Genomic DNA, 5,174 nt, shown 5'->3' with positions numbered 1-5,174 from the left:
CTTGCTCAAAGGCATAACCCATTTTTAAAAGCTTATCTTCTTCATAAGGGCGTGCGATGAAGGTCAGGCCTTTCGGCTCACCATCGTCTGTATAGCCCATGGGCACCGTCAGGCAGGGGTATTGAGCAGCGGCCGCATAACCCGCATAATAATTATTGATCGATAGCACCGCATCGAGGTCATGCTTTTGCATGGGTGTTTCAAAGAAGCGCATGCCCTCTTTTTTCAGCCTATCTTTTAACTCCTGTAGCTCAGTCTCAGTCAGGTCAGTTACCAACATACCCTCAAATCTTCCTTGTCCGTAAGGGATGCGAACAGTCGAGTCTTGTTTGTTGTAAGCAATGATGTCTTCAATGTTATTTACTTTCACTGCGTCCTTGGCGTATTTGTTAATATAAGCAGGCAGGTCTACGCGCATATCTGCATTGAGCAAATCTACAAATCCTCCAAAGTCAGGTTGCTCAGGTTCGAATTCTATAGTCTCAGCACCCAACGCTTTGAGTTTGGTCACGGTTATCTTATAAATCGAATCTGTAAGTAAGTTTTTATTTATTCCGAGTTTTAGTCCTCTCAATGAGCCTTTCTCAAGATTTTGCATATACATTTTGCTTTCAGGGTTGCCACTGCTGGCCGGGTCTTCTTCATCTTTACCTTGCATGGCATCCATCATGATGGCATTATCTACCACAGTGCGGGTCATTGGGCCGGGTGTGTCCAGCGTGCTCGATAGAGGCACGATACCACTTCGGCTCAGCAAACCGGTAGTTGGTTTAAGGCCTACCAATGAGCTGGCGCTAGAAGGTGAAAGTATAGAGCCAGAGGTTTCTGTACCTACAGCGGCAGCCGCATAGTTGGCAGCCATGGCCACACCGCTACCAGAGCTCGACCCGCCTGTGTCAAATTTTTTGCGACCATAAGCATTTAAGGTTTGTCCACCGGCAGCACTGTAGCCATTGGGGCACTCCAAACAAAGATAATTGGCCCACTCGCTCAGGTTAGTTTTTCCTAAAATAATAGCCCCTTTATCTTTGAGGCGTTCTACAATATAAGCATCAGGCGTTTGGTTGTTTTTCAATAATTCTGTGCCTGCGGTGGTATTCATTCCTACGGTGTTAATGTTGTCTTTCAACAAAACAGGTATCCCAAATATCGGGGGATTATCCTCAGCAGCCTCCTTATCTCTTTGTTTGGCTATCTCAACGGCATCGGGGTTTAAAGCGATAATGGCGTTGAGCATGGTATTTCTATCATTCTCATACTTTACAATTCTATGAAGATACCACTGAGTAAGCAGCTCATAGGAGAGCGCTCCTGATTTCACATGATTTTGTAAGGTAGGTATGTCCTGATTGAGAATGAGTGGCTCAAGTTTTTGGTAATCTTCTTCCGAGAAATAAGCAATCTGGTCAGCTACCGTAGCCCAGATGTCATTTTTATCTGTTACTTTCGATTGAATCAGCTTGTAGCGCATTCTCACAGACTCGTGATCCTGATTGGCAGCAAGCTCTTGAGATTCATTGTATGGCTGCCAGGCGGCTATTTCTGTTTTTGGTTTTCGCTCGCAGGCGAAAGATGCAAGCAGTAATATAATGACTAGTTTTTTCATAAGGCATGACTGTTTATCAACTAATGATAAGCAGATTAATGCACTATTCATCGCGGTAAGTTACGAGCGGTTAGTGGCTGCTATTTTTGGAAGAGGAATTTTGCTTTCGCTAAAAATGGATTCTTATTCCACCAAACCATTTGGCGTACTGATTATAAAGGAGGGCTTCTAAAATACCCAGGATCATACCAAAGAAGCCAAAAATTACGGGCATCCCTATGAGTGCACCAAAGGCTAGTAAAGTGCCTATGCTCAGCCCGGGCGTGGACATGGCTTCGGGTGAAAGCACACCGGCACTTACTAGTGCATCGATAACAAGTCCACCAAATGCGTAAAGGATCCCGCAAACCAAACCAATGAGTGCCCCAAGTACGGTCTGAAATTTAGCAAACGACCATACACTTACTTTTTTCAATCTTTCCATAGCCGTAATGACGATTTTTAATCACTGTTCGTCATTAACAATATAGTGATTATTACGTGATTTTGCTATCAAAATAATTGATATGGCATAGAGTGGAATTCTCATAAAACAGCTTATCAGGCAGCTTCCTCTGCCGTAGTGTCATCACTATCTTCTTTCCCAATCAGCTCTTTGTGTAACTCTTTTTCCTGGTATTCATCCAGTGATTTATAAAAGCTAAAGCACATGATTATTATGATAATCGCAAAAGGTAGCCCTGTGAGAATTGAGGCGGTTTGTAATGCCGTGAGTCCACCACCGATTAACAATACAGCGGCTATTGTACCTTCCATTGAGGCCCAAAATATCTTTTGACCTTTTGGTGCGTCATGCCTTCCACCAGAGGTAAGGGTGTCTACCACATAAGAGCCCGAGTCTGAAGAAGTTACAAAAAAGCCTGAAACCAATAATATGGTAAGCACAGAGGCAAAAGATGTGAAAGGGTACTGCTCCAAAAGGTGATAAATGGCCGTGGATACATTGTCGTTTACAGCATCTGTGATGGTGCTATTACCTATCAGCTCCTGGTAAATAGCGCTCCCGCCAAATACCGATAGCCACAAAAAGGTGAGTAGTGTGGGCACGAGCAATACACCTAATATAAATTCTTTAATTGTTCGACCTCTGGATATACGGGCTATAAAAATTCCCACAAACGGAGACCATGATATCCACCAGGCCCAGTAGAATACCGTCCATGAGTTTTGCCAGTTAGCTTTTTGTCCGATGCCTTTATAGCTATTAGTCCAGAAGCTAAGCTCAAAAAACTCGTAAACATAATGACCGATATTCTGCACAAATGATTTGAATAGAAATAGGGTAGGGCCCACTACGAGCATAAATAATAAGAGAAATATGGCTACGCGCATGTTCCACTCACTCAACATTTTTATTCCTTTATCGATGCCCAACATGAGGGATAATGTGGCAAAGAATGTAATCACTACAATCAAAATCACCTGTACGGTGCTGCTTATTTCTATGTCAAACAAATAGGCAAGGCCGGCATTTACCTGCTGTACACCCAAGCCGAGAGAAGTGGCTAACCCAAACAAAGTAGCTGTCACTGAGACGATGTCTATGATATCGCCAATCGGGCCGTAAATCTTTTCACCAAAAATCGGATAGAAAATAGACCGTATCGTAAGTGGCAGTTTTTTGTTAAAAGTAAAAAAGGCCAAAGCCACACCTACGATGGCATACAGCGCCCAGGCATGTATACCCCAATGCAGGAAAGTAACCCCCATGGCTTGCTTAGCGGCCATTACCGTATTTTCGGAGTCGCTTAAAAAAGGATTATTGTTAAAATGAAAAATAGGCTCTGCTACACTCCAGAAAAGCAATCCAATACCCATACCTGCACTGAATAACATAGAAAACCAACCTATCCTGGTAAATTCGGGCTTAGCGTCAGGTCCGCCTATTCGTATTTTTTTAAACCGGCCAAAGCCTAGGAAAATAGCAAACATCAAAAGTGCATTGACAAGTAAAATGAAGATCCAGCCGACATGATCTGCCACCAGGTTCTGTGTTTTAGTAAACCATTCTTCCATTGGTTTACCAACCACTATTGTAGTGACCACCAGCGAAGCGATGATGATTAATGATGTGACGAAAACCGGACCATTAGCCTTTATTCCTAAAAATGTTTTCTTATCGCTTCTTACCTTATCCTGTTCTGCCATTTTTTTAACTTTAGAAGTAGTATCCCAGATTTATATTAAACCTCATTTCCCAATTAGCTCCCGCTGTACCAGTCGAGAATGCTTCTTCCCACACGGGCCCAAGCCATGGGTGATTTTTTCCGCTGGCAAAATCTACATAGGTATAAATACTCCCAGCAGTGATGAGTACCCCAGCTACATTCATATAGCTATTTTCAAATGACTCTTCAGTTTTATCCATCACTCCAAAGTCATTATAAAATTCAAGGTTAGAAATAGGTTTCCAGTCCACCGGTAGGGAGTAGGAAAGCCCTACAGTGTATGTGATCGCTTCTGCTGCTACTTGATAAGGTGCTCCGTAGGCAGTCATCGCAAATAGGTTTTCCGGTTGAGGATCTGGATTAGCGGTCTCCTTTTTATAATTGGTTACTTGAGATTTTAGCGTAAAGCGGTTGGCTTTCAATTCATAGTGCAAGGCAAGCGCATGATGAGAACCAAGGTCTTCAGTATCGAGATTATAAACGCCCCCGTACTGTAATGATGCACCTAAGTGGTGCTGAAATTCCGTAGGACCTATTTTATATACAAGCTTGGCATTTACCTGGTTGACTTCCTTGTTACGGACTTCAAGGTCACCGTCACCATCAAGATCGATAGAGGCTATATCGTAAGAATACCTGCTGTTTGAGACATCTGAGTTATTGCCAAATATCAATTCTTCGGCATTTTTAAAGTATGCCAGGTCATATTCCCACCGCTCGCCTTTATGCTGAAGCTTAATACCCATATCGTGGTCGTCTTCAAAGCCGATGTAGTAATTTATACCAAAAAACCAATTGTTTGAGTTGTATCGGGTGATCCCGAAAGGAACCTGTGTGAGTCCGAGTTGTATCTCTTTTTTGTCATTAGGTGCGTAGGCTATCCAGCCTTGCTTAAGCATACCGCCACCGAAAGCTTCTGAGTATAGCCTGTACTCAGCATTAAATTTTATACCCTTATGTTCACCTTGGGCATTTATTCTGAAAATGTCGTAACCAAAATCTCCACCTCTTTTTTTCTGGCCCTCTTTCCAGGTAGAGTAATTGTAGTTAAAGCGCAAAGCACCACCAACAGTAACTTTCGGTTTGTCATCATCATCCTGTCCCCAGGAAGGGTGTGCAACACCTATTATCAAAAGTACACCAACTATAGACTTGAAAAACATAAGTGAGTTCTTTGGTCACTAAGTCTTTATTCAACATAAGGGGTTGATAAAAGTTATTAATAGTGATGAAGGGCAGGTGGCCAGAGGTGTCGATTGAGGTGTTTGGTGGATAAAATGAGTTTTGTTCGTGGTGCCTTCTTCTTGAGCAAGCAATGGAAAATGAAAACCGAAGCTCTGCCTGATAGCTTATCTACTATCGATGGACATAAACACATGAGATACCGGATAAAATAAGCT

General features: G+C 42.7%; 4 protein-coding genes. All 4 read right to left on the bottom strand.

What is annotated here, in order from left to right:
- On the bottom strand, positions 1–1,606 hold a 1,606-nt coding region (locus E1176_RS06475), incomplete at its 3' end, for an amidase family protein (RefSeq protein ID WP_155209784.1).
- A 109-nt stretch (positions 1,607–1,715) separates the two neighbouring features.
- Positions 1,716–2,030 (bottom strand): DUF3566 domain-containing protein, encoded by a 315-nt coding sequence (locus tag E1176_RS06470; RefSeq protein WP_155209783.1) that lies wholly within the window; start codon positions 2,028–2,030, stop codon positions 1,716–1,718.
- 116 nt (positions 2,031–2,146) lie between these two features.
- Positions 2,147–3,754 carry a BCCT family transporter gene (locus E1176_RS06465; protein ID WP_155209781.1) on the bottom strand — a complete coding sequence of 536 codons (1,608 nt, stop codon included), beginning with the start codon at positions 3,752–3,754 and terminating at the stop codon, positions 2,147–2,149.
- Positions 3,755–3,764: 10 nt separating this feature from the next.
- Positions 3,765–4,937 carry a hypothetical protein gene (locus E1176_RS06460; RefSeq protein WP_155209779.1) on the bottom strand — a complete coding sequence of 391 codons (1,173 nt, stop codon included), beginning with the start codon at positions 4,935–4,937 and terminating at the stop codon, positions 3,765–3,767.
- Positions 4,938–5,174: the final 237 nt, after the last annotated feature.

The sequence above is a fragment of the Fulvivirga aurantia genome (assembly GCF_009711475.1).
GTDB classification, from domain to species: domain Bacteria; phylum Bacteroidota; class Bacteroidia; order Cytophagales; family Cyclobacteriaceae; genus Fulvivirga; species Fulvivirga aurantia.
This window is presented reverse-complemented; position numbering and strand designations above follow the sequence as displayed.

Excerpts from the sequence above, each read along its gene's own strand:
- E1176_RS06470 (WP_155209783.1), bottom strand. The coding sequence starts at position 2,030 with ATGGAAAGATTGAAAAAAGTAAGTGTATGGTCGTTTGCTAAATTTCAG.
- E1176_RS06465 (WP_155209781.1), bottom strand. The coding sequence starts at position 3,754 with ATGGCAGAACAGGATAAGGTAAGAAGCGATAAGAAAACATTTTTAGGA.
- E1176_RS06460 (WP_155209779.1), bottom strand. The coding sequence starts at position 4,937 with ATGTTTTTCAAGTCTATAGTTGGTGTACTTTTGATAATAGGTGTTGCA.